The sequence below is a fragment of the Caldimonas manganoxidans ATCC BAA-369 genome (assembly GCF_000381125.1).
GTDB lineage: Bacteria > Pseudomonadota > Gammaproteobacteria > Burkholderiales > Burkholderiaceae_C > Caldimonas > Caldimonas manganoxidans.
The window spans coordinates 119,940-133,150 of sequence record NZ_KB905933.1; the positions used below are offsets into that span (position 1 = coordinate 119,940).

Below are 13,211 nucleotides of genomic sequence, written 5' to 3' on the forward strand. Positions count from 1 at the left end.
GTTTGGGTATCAGCCAGCGAAGGGGGGCGGCGAGCAGGGGGGTGGGGCGCCGACGATCGAAGTGGCTTGAAGCAGCTCGGCGGCCACGGCCACGGCGATCACTTCGGGAGACTTGCCTTCGATGCCGGGCACGCCAATGGGGCAGCGCATGCGGGCAAGGGCTTGCGGCGCGATGCCTCGTTGAATGAGACGGTGTTCGAAGCGGCTGCGCTTGGTTTTCGAGCCAATCAAACCGAAGTAGCGGAAGTCGCCGCGACGCAGAATGGCTTCGGTGATGCGCAGGTCCAGGTCGTGCTGGTGGGTCATCACCAGGAAGCAGGCGTTGGCAGGTGCGCGCGCGACTTCGGCTTCGACGCTGTCGACGCACAGGCGCTCGATGCGTGCGGCCGTCGAGAGGGGGATGTCCGGAGGAAAGGCGTCTTCGCGCTCGTCGATCCATTGCACCTGACAGGGCAAGGTTTCCAACACGCGCACCAAGGCCCGGCCGACATGGCCCGCGCCGTAGAGCTGCAACACGAAACGCGGTGGAGTCTCGGGCCATTGTCTCCAGGCCGCCTCGTCCAGCGGGGCGATGCGCAGCTCGACCACTCCGCCGCAGCATTGGCCCAATCGTGGCCCAAGCGGAAAGCGTTGTGTGAACGCGGTCCATCCGGGGTGGGCCAGGGCCTCGCGCGCCAGACGGATGGCTTCGAATTCGAGATGCCCGCCGCCGATGGTGCCGGCCACCTCGCAGGCGCTGACCAACATGCGCGTGCCGGCTTCACGCGGGGCCGAGCCCTGGGTGTGCTCGACGCTGACCACCGCGGCGGCTTGTCCGCGGTCGAGCCAGGTGCGGGCCAATTCGCGCAACATCAGCCGGCCTGCTGCACGGCCTGAATGGCCGCCAGGATGGCCTCGGGCGTGGCCGGCGCGCGCAGCGGGGGATCGATGCGGTGGCCGCCCACGGCCGAGATGGCGTCGCGGATCGCGAAAAACACCGAAAAGGCCAAAAGCAAGGGAGGCTCTCCCACCGCTTTGGAACGGTGGATGCTGTCTTCTCGGTTGTGCGCGTCGTACAGATGCACGTTGAACACCGGCGGCACGTCGTTGGCAGTGGGGATTTTGTAGGTGCTGGGCGCATGGGTCATCAGGCGGCCACTGCGAGGATCCCACCACAACTCTTCGCTGGTGAGCCAGCCCATGCCCTGGATGAACGCGCCTTCGACCTGCCCCAGATCGATGGCCGGGTTCAAGGAACGGCCCACGTCGTGCAGGATATCGGCGCGCAAGGTGCGAGCTTCGCCAGTGAGTGTGTCCACGATCACTTCCGACACCGCCGCGCCGTAGGCGAAATAGTAGAAGGGCCGGCCTTGCAGGGTCTGCGGATCCCAATGGATCTTGGGTGTGGCGTAGAAGCCATCGCTCCACAACTGGACGCGGGCCAGGTAGGCTTGCCAGACGAGTTCGGGGAAGGTCAGGCGGTGGCCTGCGACATGCACCATGTCGTTGGCGAAGTGCACCTCCTGAGGGGCGCCGCCGAATCGGCTGGCGGCAAACGCGGCGAGACGATCACGGATCTGACGCGCGGCGTGTTGCGCGGCCTTGCCGTTGAGGTCGCTGCCGGTCGAGGCCGCAGTGGCCGAGGTGTTGGCGACTTTGTCGGTATCGGTGGCGCTGCAGCGCACGCGCTCGAAGTTGACCCCCAGCTCGTGCGCCACCACCTGGGCCACTTTGGTGTGCAGGCCCTGGCCCATTTCGGTGCCGCCGTGGTTGACCAGGATCGATCCGTCGTTGTAGACGTGCACCAAGGCGCCGGCTTGGTTGAAGTGCGGCACGTTGAACGAGATGCCGAACTTCACCGGTGTCAGCGCCAGCCCTTTTTTCAGCACCGGGCTGGCGGCGTTGAAAGCCTGCACCGCTTCGCGCCGGGCGCGGTAGTCGGCGCTGCGTTCCAGCGCGTCCACCAGCTCGTGAAGAATGTTGTCCTCCACCGGCTGGCCATAGGGAGTCGTCTGTCCCTGGCGAGCATAGAAATTGAGCTTCCGCACGTCCAGCGGGTCACGGCCGAGCTTGCGGGCGATGGAGTCGAGGATCCATTCGATGGCAATGGCGCCTTGCGGTCCGCCGAAGCCGCGGAACGCGGTGTTGCTCTGCGTGTTGGTTTTGGCGCAATAGCCATGGATGGCCACCTCGGGCAGCCAGTACGCGTTGTCGAAATGGCACAAGGCACGGGTCATCACTGGACCGGAGAGGTCGGCCGAAAAACCTGCGCGTGAGACCATGTCGATTTCGACGCCCAACAAGCGCCCTTCGTCGTCGTAGGCCGCTTCGTATTCGTAGTGGAAGCAGTGGCGTCGGCCCGTGATCAGGAAATCGTCGTCACGGTCCACGCGCAGCTTGACCGGTCGGCGCAGGGCGCGCGCGGCGATGGCGGCCACACAGGCGAACAGGGCGGACTGTGATTCTTTGCCGCCGAAGCCTCCGCCCATGCGCCGGCATTCCACTCGCACATGATGGGCTTGCAAGCCCAGGGCATGCGCCACCACATGCTGCATCTCGGTCGGGTGCTGAGTGGAACACTGCACCAGCATCCCCTCGTCTTCGAGCGGGCGGGCATAGGCGATTTGGCCTTCCAAGTAGAACTGTTCCTGGCCGCCCACCTCGAACGTGCCTTGCAGCTTGTGCGGCGCCGTCGACAGCACACGCTGCACAGCCCCTGGCGCACTTTCTCGTCGCATGTGCATGGGTGGCAGCACGTACTGGCCGGCCGCGTGCGCGGCTTCGGGGGTGAGCAGGGCGGGCAGCTCTTCATAGGCCACCACTTCGGGTTGCTGCGCCAGGGCAGCAGCGCGTCGAGCGACTTGGACCGAGGTGGCCACCACCGCAAATACCGGTTGGCCCACATAGTGCACCAGGCCATCGGCCAGAATGGGGTCGTCTCCCTTCACGATGGGCGCCACATCGTTGGTGCCTGGAATGTCCCGTGCGGTGAAGACCGCCACCACGCCTGGCATGGACCGTACAGGCTCGAGGTTCAGCGCCGTGATGCGTGCGTGTGGCACACGGGACAGGCCCAGCGCTGCATACAGCGTGCCAGAGACCTCGGGAATGTCGTCGGTGTACGTGGCTTCTCCAGTGACGTGCAGGTGGGCCGATTCATGGGGCCGGCTCACGCCCACGCGCTGGCCGGCGCGCAGGCGTTGCGCCTCGCCATCGGCATCGATGCGGATCGCCCGCGGCGCCGGGTCGATCAGAGCAGGCTCGCAGGGGGTCAGGTCGGTTGGGTCGGCGCGCTGGTTCATGGCGAGTTCCTCATGCATCGGAGGCCGCAGGCAGGGCTTGCGCTCTGTCGTGCCACACCGTCACGGGGGCAGCCCCTGCTTGGCTGTCGTGCCAGGCCCGCAGGATCAGATGGCTGGCCACACGCAGCCGGTACTCGGCCGTCGCCCGCAGGTCACTCAGGGGTCGAAAGTCTTGCGCGAGTGCGGCCATTGCGGCTTGCACGCGCGGCAGCGACCACGGTCCGCCGCGCAGCGCGGCCTCGGCTCGTGGGGCACGGCGCACGGTCGCTGCCATGCCCCCGTAAGCCAGGCGCACGTCGCGCACGGTATCGCCTTCTAGCCACAGTGACAGACCCAGGCAGACCGCTGAGATGTCGCTGTCGTAGCGCTTGCTGATTTTGTAGCCACGCACCAGTTGGCCGGGCTGGGGCAGGGGCACTTCCAGTGCCTGCAAGAACTCGCCCGGCTCCAGCGCGTTCTTCATGTAATCGAGGTAGAAGTCGGCGAGCATCAGGCGGCGTATCCGTGGCCCGCGCCGCAGCACGACTCGCGCATCGAGCGCGATGAGCGCCGGGGCGCTGTCGCCGATGGGTGAGCCGTTGGCCACGTTGCCCCCCATGGTGCCGGCATGGCGGATGGGGGGTGAGGCAAAGCGCAGCCACAACTCGGCCAGCTCGGGATACAGTCCCACCAGGGCGCTCCAGGCCGCTTCCAGCGTTGCGCCTGCACCAATGTGCAAGCACCCATCGCGCTGCACGATGTGTTTGAGTTCCGCGACCTCGCCCAGGTAAATCAGATCCCCCAGGCGGCGCATCTGCTTGGTGACCCACAGGCCCACATCGGTGGAGCCGGCCAGCAGCCGGGCCTGCGGATGGGCCAAGCGCAGCTCGGCCAGTTCATCCAGGGTGCGCGGGGCGAAGAATCGATCGCTGCCGGCTGGCGTGGCCAGCTGCGCACCTCGTGCCGGGATCAGGCTGCGCAATGCCGCTTCGATGGGCGTGGTGTCCAGGTGCACCGGCGGCAGATCGAACATGCGCAGTCCGGCCTCCAGGATCGGGCGGTAGCCGGTGCAGCGGCACAGGTTGCCCGACAGATCGTCGGCCAAGCGCTGTCGGCTGGGCCGACCGGCAGCCCCGCGGCCGTGGCGCTCATAGGTGTGCCACAGCGTCATCACGAACCCCGGCGTGCAAAAGCCGCATTGCGAGCCATGGCAATCGACCAAGGCTTGTTGCACCGGATGCAAGCGGCCACCGGCCAGGCGCTTGAGGTCTTCCACCGTGAACAGGGCCTTGCCGTCCAGCGTGGGCAGGAACTGGATGCAGGCGTTGACATTGCGCAGATCCAAGCCCCCGACGCGGCTGACGCCGGGCGCCGGCGGGGCCGAAAGATCGGCCAGCTCACCGACGACCACGGTGCAAGCGCCGCAGTCGCCCTCGGCACAGCCTTCCTTGGTGCCGGTGCAATGCAAGTCTTCGCGCAAGTATTGCAGCACGGTGCGCGTGGGCTCGGCCTGCGCCAGCGTGTGCAGCTGGCCTTGGGCGTAGAAGCGGATCGGTCGCGTGTGCATGGCGTCCATGGGGTACGGGCCAAGCCGCTGCTGCGGCGCCGGCCAACGAAGGGCGAATACCGCAACGGTAACGCCAAGGGGGGCTTGGTGTATACGAGAATATGAATAAAGGTTATCGAAAAATGGATATGACACTGCGGGCCGAATTCGACAAGATCGAGCTTCATCTCGTGCGGGTCTTGCTCACCGTGATCACCGAACGCAGCGTCTCACGTGCCGCTTTGAAGCTGGGTTCGAGCCAGCCGGCCGTCAGTGCCTATTTGCGCCGGTTGCGTGCGCTGACGGGCGATGCCTTGTTGGTGCGTGCTGGCAATGAGATGATGCCGACCCCGACGGCCTTGGAGCTGCTGGAGCCAGCGCAGACTCTCTTGCGGGAGGCCGAGCGTTTGTTCGGTGCCCCGCAGCGCCACCGCAGTTTTGACCCCTCGACGGCCGCCGGGGTGTTCCGGGTGGCAGCCAGCGACTACCTCGACCCGCTGTTCTTGCCTCAGCTGGTGGCGCACTTCAAGCACGAAGCTCCATTGGCGCAGCTCGATCTCGTGCCGCTGACGGCGCAGTTCGATCTGCGCCGCGCCCTGGCCTCGGGCGAGGTGGATCTCGTGATCGGCAACTGGTTGGAGCCGCCTGAAGAGCTGCATTTGGGGCGGCTGCTGACCGACGAGGTGGTGTGCCTGGTCAACCAGGACCACCCGGCCGTGCGCAGCACGCGCGGCTGGACCGTGGAGCGCTATCTGGAGTGTGAGCATGTCGCGCCCATGCCGCTGCACACCGGACGCGAAGCCCTGGGCGTGATCGACGCCTATCTGGATGCTCGGGGCTTGCATCGGCGTGTGACCGTGCGCAGTGCCCACTTTGGTCAGATCCCGCACATGGTGGCTGCCAGCCTGCTGGTGTTGACCACCGGGCGGCAGTTTTGTCAGCGCTATGTGGATCACTTGCCGGTGCGCATCGTGCGCTGCCCAGTGGGATTCCCGCCGATGAACTACTACCAGCTTTGGCACGAGCGCACGCATTCGTCTGCCGCCCATCGGTGGTTCCGCGAGCAGGTGCGCGAGGTGGCGCGCGCCTTGGTCGGCTCATGAATTCGATGGCCCACCGATGACATGTCGATGAACCAGTCCTTGCCTTCGAAGTTTGCCCTGCGCGGTGACTTGCTCGACTTTGCCGCCGACCCGGGCTGGAGTGTGGAGCCGGGTGCGGCCGTGCGTTTCCGGCCCGACCATTGGCTGTTGGTGGAGGACGGCATCATCCGTGGTGTGCATGCCAGTGATGCGGCATTCGACGCGAGTTGGACGCGCATCGACCACCGCGGCCGCTTGGTATTGCCAGGTTTCATCGACACGCATGTGCACGCGCCTCAGCTCGATGTGATCGCCAGCTTCGGCGCCGAACTGCTGGACTGGCTGAACACCTATACCTTTCCGGCCGAGCAGCGCTATGCGGATGCGCACGAGGCGCAGGCTGGCGCCGAGCGCTTCTGCGATGCCTTGCTGGCGCACGGCACCACCAGTGCGGTGGTGTTCCCGACGGTGCACAAAGTCAGTGCCGATGCATTGCTGGCGGCTGCTCATGCGCGCGGCATGCGGCTCATCGCCGGCAAGGTGCTGATGGATCGCAACGCGCCGACGGCATTGCTGGACACCGTCGACAGCGCCGAGGCCGACAGCCGAGAGCTCATCGAACGATGGCATGGCCGCGGCCGCTTGGCCTATGCGATGACGGTACGCTTTGCGCCCACCAGCACGGTCGCGCAGATGGAGATGGCCGGCCGCTTGATGCGCGAAGTGCCGGGCTTGTACATGCAGACGCACGTGGCCGAGAACCGCGCCGAGGTGGCCTGGGTGCGCGAGCTCTTTCCGCAGGCGCGTAGCTACCTCGATGTCTATGACCGCCATGGGTTGCTCGGACCGCGGTCGGTGCTGGCGCACGGCATCTGGCTCGACGACGAAGACCGGGCCTTGCTGGCGCGCACCGCAGCGCAGATCGCGCACAGCCCGAGCTCCAATCTCTTTCTCGGCAGTGGGCTGTTCGCTTGGCGTGCCTTGGAGGACGCCGGCGCGCGGGTCAGTGTGGCCACCGACGTGGGCGGCGGCACCAGTCTTTCGATGATCCGCACATTGGCCGATGCCTACAAGGTGCAAGCCTTGCAGGGAGTCAAGCTCACGGCCTGGAAAGCCTTGTATGCCGCCACCCGCGGCGCGGCCCTGGCGCTGGCGCTGGACCACGAGATCGGCAGCTTCGAACCCGGGCGCATGGCCGATGTGTGCGTGTGGGACTGGGCGCGGGGGCCGGTGGGACAGCGCCGCCTGGCCGTGGCCACGGGGCTGCACGAAAAGGTGTTTGCCTGGATGACCCTGGCCGACGAGCGTCATCTGGTGCAGGCCTTCGTGGGCGGCATCAGCCGCGTGCGGCGCGACACGAGTTGACCCGCGTTCATCGATTCCATTCACCAAGTATCACAGGCGGGCGCCCGTCCGACCCGCTGCAACAGGAGACACATCATGCCGGCCCAGACCGACCCCACGCCCGGTGTTGCCGACACCCTGGTTCCGACGCGCGCCGATGCGCCGCCGCAGCCGCTGCTGGAGCGCTGGTTCCAGTTGCGCGCACATGGCACCGATGTGCGCACCGAGCTGACCGCAGGACTGACGACCTTTCTGACGATGGCGTACATCGTCTTCGTCAATCCGTCCATTCTGGGAGACGCCGGCATGCCCAAAGACGCCGTGTTCGTGGCCACGTGTCTGATCGCGGCCTTGGGCACCTTGATCATGGACCTGTATGCCAATGACCCGATCGCCCTGGCCCCGGGGATGGGCTTGAATGCTTTCATCGTCATGGGCGGGCATTGACCGACCGACGGCCTGGCCCGCCTCGTGCTTGTGGCCGAGGTCGTCGCCACACAGGCACAATCACGGGCCGTGAACGAGACCGCCCCCCGATCGGAGAACCCCATGCCCCTGCGCCTCGAACTGCTGGGCATCAGCAAGCAATATCCCGCCGTCAAAGCCAATGACCGGGTCCACCTGCAGGTGGCCCCTGGTGAAATCCATGCCGTGCTGGGCGAGAACGGTGCGGGCAAATCCACGCTGATGAAAATCATCTACGGCGCGGTGCAGCCCGACGAGGGCGAGATGCGCTGGAACGGGCAGCCGGTGAGGGTGCGCAATCCACATGAGGCGCGCGCGCTGGGCATCAGCATGGTGTTCCAGCATTTTTCGTTGTTCGACACCCTGACCGCGGCTGAAAACGTGTGGCTCGGGCTGGACCGTCGGCTCAGCCTGGACGCGGTGAGCCAGCGCATGCGCGAGGTCTGTGGGCTGTACGGGCTGGACGTGGACCCGCAGCGCCCGGTGCACACGCTCAGTGTGGGGGAACGCCAGCGCGTGGAGATCGTGCGCGCCTTGTTGACCCACCCGCAACTGCTCATCCTGGACGAGCCCACCTCGGTGCTCACCCCCCAAGCGGTGGACAAGCTGTTCGTGACGCTACGCAAGCTGGCCGATACCGGCTGCTCCATCCTCTACATCAGTCACAAGCTCGACGAGATCCGGGCGCTGTGCCACCGCTGCACGGTGCTGCGTGGCGGTCGGGTCACGGGTGAGGTGGATCCGACGAAGGAGACCAACGCCAGTCTGTCGCGCTTGATGATCGGTGCCGATCCGCCCGAACTGGTGCACCGCGAAGCCCAAGCCGGACCGGTGGCCTTGGCGGTGCAGGGCTTGAGCCTGCCCAAGCGCCACCCCTTCGGCACCACGCTGCATGACATCGCTTTCGAGTTGCGGTGTGGCGAAATCCTCGGCGTGGCCGGCGTCTCGGGCAATGGTCAGCAGGAGCTCTTGGCGGCCCTGTCGGGCGAGGACACGCGCGCGGCGGCCGGCAGCATCCGTCTGTTCGGCCAGGACATCGCGGGCCAGGATCCTCGCCGGCGTCGCCAACTGGGCTTGCACTTCGTGCCCGAGGAGCGCTTGGGGCGAGGGGCCGTGCCTTCGTTGTCGCTGGCCCTCAATACCTTGCTGACGCGCACCGAGGCCGTGCATCCCCGCACCGGCTGGATCGATATGCGCCGCGTGCGGGAGCAGACCGAGACGATCATCCGACGCTTTCAAGTCAAAGCCGCAGGAGCGGCCGCGGTGGCCAAGAGCCTGTCGGGGGGCAATTTGCAGAAGTTCATCGTCGGGCGCGAGATCAGCGCCAACCCCAAGGTGCTGATCGTCGCTCAGCCGACCTGGGGCGTGGATGTCGGTGCGGCCGCACAGATTCGAGCCGAGCTGTTGGCGTTGCGCGATGCCGGTTGCGCGTTGCTGGTGGTCAGCGAGGAGCTGGACGAGCTGTTCGACATCAGCGACCGCCTGGTCGTGATGGCCCAAGGACGGCTGTCGCCTGCCGTGCGCACCCGCGAGGCCACCGTCGAGCGCATCGGGGAGTGGATGAGCGGCCTGTGGCCGCAGGAGCGTGCCCAGACGCCTCCAGTGTCTTCCATCGGAGTGACCCATGTTCAAGCTTGAAGCCCGCCCCACGCCTTCGCGGGCCATGTCTTTGGTGTCGCCGCTATTGGCACTGGCCCTGACCGTGCTGATTGGCATCGGTTTGTTCATCGTGCTGGACAAGGACCCGGTGCGCGGCCTGCAGATGTTCTTCGTCGAACCGCTCAAGAGCGGCTACCAGCTCAGCGAGCTGGCTATGAAGGCTGTGCCCTTGGTGTTGATCGCCTTGGGGCTGGCGGTGTGCTTCCGCGCCAATGTGTGGAACATCGGGGCCGAAGGGCAGTTCATCCTCGGTGCCATCTTCGCCGGTGGTGTGGCCATGCAGGCGGGGCCTGGCACGCCGGGCGGCTTCTTCGTCCTTGTGCTGCTGGCTGGCGTGGTGGGTGGCATGGCCTGGGCGGCGATCACCGCTGGGCTGCGTGACCGTTTCAATGCCAATGAGATTCTGGTGAGTCTCATGCTGGTCTACGTGGCTGACATGCTGTTGAGCTATCTGGTCTATGGCCCTTGGAAAGACCCGGCGGGCTTCAACTTCCCGCAAACGATCAGCTTTGCCGAGGTCACCCGTGTGCCGCGGCTGTGGAGCGGATTGCGGGTGAACATCGGCGTGATCCTCGCGCTGGTGATGGTGGTTGCCTTCAGCCTGTTGTTGTTTCGCACCTATGCGGGCTTGAAGCTGCAAGTGGGGGGGCTGGCGCCAATGGCAGCCCGCTATGCCGGCTTTTCCTCACGACAGGCGCTGTGGACGGCCCTGCTGCTGTCCGGCGGCATGGCCGGGCTGGCCGGTGCGCTGGAGGTGGCCGGGCCGCTGGGCCAACTCACGCCGCACGTGCCCTCGGGCTATGGTTTTGCGGCCATCATCGTGGCCTTCGTGGGGCGGCTGCACCCCGTGGGCATTGTCTTTTCGGCGATTCTGATGAGCATGTTTTACATCGGTGGCGAGCTGGCCCAGTCGCGCATGGGGCTGCCCAAGTCGATCACGGGCGTCTTTCAGGGCTTGTTGTTGTTTGCGCTGCTGGCGTGCGACACGCTCATCCATCATCGCCTTCGCTGGCAGCCGTGGGCGCGCGTGCGAGCGGGTGCGGGCCAAGGAGGGGTCTGAGATGGAATCGATCGCCTTGCTGATTGCCGCCACGATGAACGCCGGCACGGTGCTGGCCATTGCTTCGCTGGGTCTGCTCATCAACGAGCGCGCCGGCATCGTCAACCTGGGCGCCGAGGGCATGATGCTGGTGGCGGCCATCGCCGGCTTTGCCACGGGGGTGCACACCGGCAGCGATGGGCTGGCCTTTGCCGCCGGGGCCGCCGCTGGCGCGGCCCTGGCGCTGGTCTTTGGCCTGCTGGTCATTTGGCTCAACACCAACCAGTACGCCTGCGGCCTGGCGCTCAGCCTTTTTGGTGTGGGCTTCTCGGCCTTTGTCGGCATTGGCTATACCCAGCAGCGTCTGAGTGAACGGCCTCGCTTCGAGATCCCCGGCTTGGCCGACTTGCCGTTCTTCGGCGCGGCGTTCTTCAAGCACCATCCGATGGTTTACTTCGCCATCGTGTTGACAGGGGCGCTGGCATGGTTTCTCTACCGTTCCCGTGCCGGCTTGGTGCTGCGCGCGGTGGGCGAATCGCCCGAATCGGCCCATGCCCTGGGCTATCCCGTGCGGCGCATCCGGCTGTTGGCCGTGCTGGCCGGCGGTGCGCTGTGCGGGCTGGCCGGCGCCTACATTTCGGTCATTTACACCCCGCTGTGGGTGGAAGGCATGATCGCTGGCAAGGGCTGGATCGCGCTGGCCTTGACCACGTTTGCCACATGGCGCCCGGCACGGGTGTTGCTTGGCGCGTATCTGTTCGGGGGCGTGACGATGCTGCAGTTCCACCTGCAGGGGCAGGGCGTGCAAATCGCCAGCCAGTTGCTGACGATGTTGCCCTACCTGGCCACCATCGTGGTGCTGGTGCTGATTTCGCGCAACCCGAGCTTCATTCGCGTCAACATGCCGGCCTCGTTGGGCAAGCCCTTCTATCCCGGCGGCTGATGGCGAGATAATTGCCCGTTCACCCCCTTCTTGACCCTTCGATCGGAGACGCTTGGACATGACCGACTTCACCAAACGCACCCTGGTCCGCCTGACCGGCTTGGGCGCCCTGGCGGTGGCTGCGGCCCTGGTGGGCTGCGGCAAGAAAGAAGAGCCCGCCGCCCCAGCGGCCTCTGCCGAGGCGCCGGCGGCTGCCAAACCCGAGCCCCTGAAGATTGCCTTCGCCTACGTCGGCCCGGTGGGCGACGCGGGCTGGACCTTCGCCCACGACCGTGGGCGCAAGGCCATCGAGGCCGAATTCGGCGATCGGGTGCAGACCTCGTTCGTCGAGAGCGTGCCCGAAGGGGCCGATGCCGAGCGTGTCATCCGCGACATGGTCGGTCAGGGCAACAAGCTGATCTTCGGCACCACCTTCGGCTACATGGACTACATGCTGAAGATTGCGGCCGATCACAAGGATGTGAAGTTCGAGCATGCCACCGGCTACAAGACGGCCGAGAACATGCGCACCTACGATTCGCGCACCTATGAAGGGGCTTACATGGCCGGCGTGATCGCCGGCGCGATGACGAAGTCGAACACCCTGGGGGTGGTCGGCTCGGTGCCGATCCCCGAAGTGATCCGCAACATCAATTCGTTCACCCTGGGCGCCCAGAGTGTCAACCCGAAGATCACCACCAAGGTGGTGTGGGTCAACAAGTGGTTCGATCCGCCCAAGGAAGGCGAGGCCGCGCAGTCCTTGCTCAACCAGGGGGCTGACGTGTTGTTCCAGAACACGGATTCCTCGGCCGTGCTGCAAGCGGCCGAGAAAGCTGGCAAGCTGGCCTTCGGTTGGGATTCCGACATGAGCCACTTCGGCCCCAATGCTCATCTGGCCTCGGCGATCATCAACTGGGCGCCGTACTACATCAAGGCCACGCGTGACGTGCTGGAGGGCACCTGGAAGACCGAAACCACCTGGTGGGGCGTCAAGGAAGGCGCGATCGACATCGTCTCCATCTCCGACAAGGTGCCGGCCGATATCCGTGCCAAAGTCGAGGCGGTCAAAGCCGGTCTGAAAGACGGCAGCTTCCAGATCTGGAAGGGGCCCATCGTCGCTCAGGACGGCAAAGAAGTGCTGAAGGCCGGTGAAGTGGCCGACGACAAGTTCCTGCACGGCATCAACTTCTACGTCAAAGGCGTGGACGGCAAAGTGCCCAGCGGGGGCTGAGGCTTGGCCATGTAGGCCGCCGGGGCACAGGCCCGGCGGCTTTTTCGTTTCTTGCCAGTCATGTGGCCACCGCCAGGCCGTGGCCTCGCCCCCACGTGCTGCTGGACGGCCCAGAGGCCCTTGGAGGCGCGTGGCAGACTTGATGCAGGCCGCACCAAGGGGGGCGCATCCGTGCCGAGGCCCGGGCCTGTTCGAGGATGGATGCGCAGGAATGGCGGTTCAGTGTGGACGCTTCAGGCTACTTTCCAAACGCAAACATGAACGAGCTGATTGGCTATCTGGCCGCTTGCCTGACCACGCTGTCGTTTCTGCCACAAGCGCTGCACACGTTTCGCACGCGCGATGTCAGCGGGATCTCTTTGGGCATGTATGCGCTGTTCACCAGTGGCGTGGCGCTGTGGCTGGTGTATGGCGTGCTGCTGCGGGCTTGGCCGATCATCGTGGCCAATGGCGTGACCTTGGCGCTGGCGCTGGCCATTTTGTCGATGAAGCTGCGCTATCGCCGGCGCTGAGAAGATGCCCGAGTTCGCCCGCAGGCCAGTCGCAGGGCCGGTCTGCCGCGGTGCGCAGAAGGTCAAAACCCAACGGCGCAGCACGGCCTGGTGCGGCCGCGCTGTGCGCCAGCCGTGGCCGGCGGGCCGCACCGTGTTGGGCGGCCGCGCT

Annotated in this window: 10 protein-coding genes and 1 pseudogene; 8 read left to right on the forward strand and 3 right to left on the reverse strand. The window is 66.0% G+C overall.

Annotation, left to right across the window (positions count from 1 at the left end; all coding sequences use genetic code 11):
- Nucleotides 1-9 precede the first annotated feature (9 nt).
- The 3 genes from xdhC to xdhA are packed head-to-tail and all read right to left on the reverse strand — an operon-like array spanning nt 10 to nt 4,836.
- Nucleotides 10-852: a xanthine dehydrogenase accessory protein XdhC gene (gene xdhC / locus F615_RS0104515; RefSeq protein WP_019559986.1), complete on the reverse strand. Its 843-nt coding sequence runs from the start codon at nt 850-852 to the stop codon at nt 10-12.
- A complete protein-coding gene (gene xdhB / locus F615_RS0104520; RefSeq protein ID WP_019559987.1) occupies nt 852-3,281 on the reverse strand; it encodes a xanthine dehydrogenase molybdopterin binding subunit in 2,430 nt (809 codons plus the stop codon). Before xdhB ends, xdhC begins: the two co-directional genes overlap by 1 nt.
- Nucleotides 3,282-3,291: 10 nt before the next feature.
- Nucleotides 3,292-4,836 (reverse strand): xanthine dehydrogenase small subunit, encoded by a 1,545-nt coding sequence (gene xdhA, locus F615_RS0104525; protein WP_019559988.1) that lies wholly within the window; start codon nt 4,834-4,836, stop codon nt 3,292-3,294.
- Between the two features lie 119 nt (nt 4,837-4,955).
- Between xdhA and F615_RS0104530 the strand changes: the two genes are divergently transcribed.
- The 8 genes and pseudogenes from F615_RS0104530 to F615_RS0104565 all read left to right on the forward strand — a co-directional run bounded on the left by F615_RS0104530 (nt 4,956) and on the right by F615_RS0104565 (nt 13,060).
- A complete protein-coding gene (locus tag F615_RS0104530; protein WP_019559989.1) occupies nt 4,956-5,909 on the forward strand; it encodes a LysR family transcriptional regulator in 954 nt (317 codons plus the stop codon).
- 27 nt (nt 5,910-5,936) lie between these two features.
- A complete protein-coding gene (guaD, locus tag F615_RS0104535; RefSeq protein WP_019559990.1) occupies nt 5,937-7,253 on the forward strand; it encodes a guanine deaminase in 1,317 nt (438 codons plus the stop codon).
- Nucleotides 7,254-7,328: 75 nt separating this feature from the next.
- Nucleotides 7,329-7,658: pseudogene (locus tag F615_RS0104540) on the forward strand (solute carrier family 23 protein); the annotation flags it as partial.
- A 123-nt stretch (nt 7,659-7,781) separates the two neighbouring features.
- Nucleotides 7,782-9,335, forward strand: coding sequence for an ABC transporter ATP-binding protein (locus F615_RS17780; RefSeq protein ID WP_019559992.1), 1,554 nt, complete (start codon nt 7,782-7,784; stop codon nt 9,333-9,335).
- The gene (locus tag F615_RS0104550) at nt 9,322-10,416 is read left to right on the forward strand and encodes an ABC transporter permease (protein ID WP_019559993.1); all 1,095 of its coding nucleotides are present in this window, start codon (nt 9,322-9,324) and stop codon (nt 10,414-10,416) included. Before F615_RS17780 ends, F615_RS0104550 begins: the two co-directional genes overlap by 14 nt.
- 1 nt (nt 10,417) lies before the next feature.
- A complete protein-coding gene (locus tag F615_RS0104555; protein ID WP_019559994.1) occupies nt 10,418-11,338 on the forward strand; it encodes an ABC transporter permease in 921 nt (306 codons plus the stop codon).
- A gap of 58 nt (nt 11,339-11,396) precedes the next feature.
- Complete coding sequence (locus F615_RS0104560) at nt 11,397-12,548, forward strand: BMP family ABC transporter substrate-binding protein (protein WP_019559995.1); 1,152 nt, start codon at nt 11,397-11,399, stop codon at nt 12,546-12,548.
- Nucleotides 12,549-12,805: 257 nt separating this feature from the next.
- A complete protein-coding gene (locus tag F615_RS0104565) occupies nt 12,806-13,060 on the forward strand; it encodes an SWEET family sugar transporter (RefSeq protein ID WP_019559996.1) in 255 nt (84 codons plus the stop codon).
- Nucleotides 13,061-13,211: the final 151 nt, after the last annotated feature.